The organism is Saccharothrix sp. ST-888 (genome assembly GCF_000955975.1).
Classification (GTDB): domain Bacteria; phylum Actinomycetota; class Actinomycetes; order Streptomycetales; family Streptomycetaceae; genus Kitasatospora.
In genome coordinates, this window is the sequence record NZ_JYJF01000658.1 from 1 (window position 1) to 342 (window position 342).

Annotated in this window: 2 tRNA genes; both read left to right on the forward strand. The window is 60.5% G+C overall.

The features are described from left to right. Positions 1-73 precede the first annotated feature (73 nt). Positions 74-146: transfer RNA gene (locus tag UK12_RS34120), tRNA-Asn, on the forward strand. A 43-nt stretch (positions 147-189) separates the two neighbouring features. Continuing rightward, positions 190-262: transfer RNA gene (locus UK12_RS34125), tRNA-Asn, on the forward strand. The last annotated feature ends 80 nt before the right edge of the window (positions 263-342 follow it).

Genomic DNA, 342 nt, shown 5'->3' on the forward strand with positions numbered 1-342 from the left:
GTGCGCTAATGTAGGTGCCGAAGCGGGCGACGAGAGGGCTGGGAGGATCCCGGAGATCGAGGCGTAAGCTCAGTCCCCCATAGCTCAATTGGCAGAGCAGCCGACTGTTAGTCGGCAGGTTATTGGTTCGAGTCCAATTGGGGGAACTCGGACGGCCCGCCGACGGCCGCGCGGCTGTCTGTATTGCATTCCCCCATAGCTCAATTGGCAGAGCAGCCGACTGTTAATCGGCAGGTTATTGGTTCGAGTCCAATTGGGGGAGCTTCATCCGTAGTTGAGGTGAGCAGCGCAGAGCGAAGGCCCTCCGGTCACCGGGGGGCTTTCGTGTTTCCCCGGCTGTTC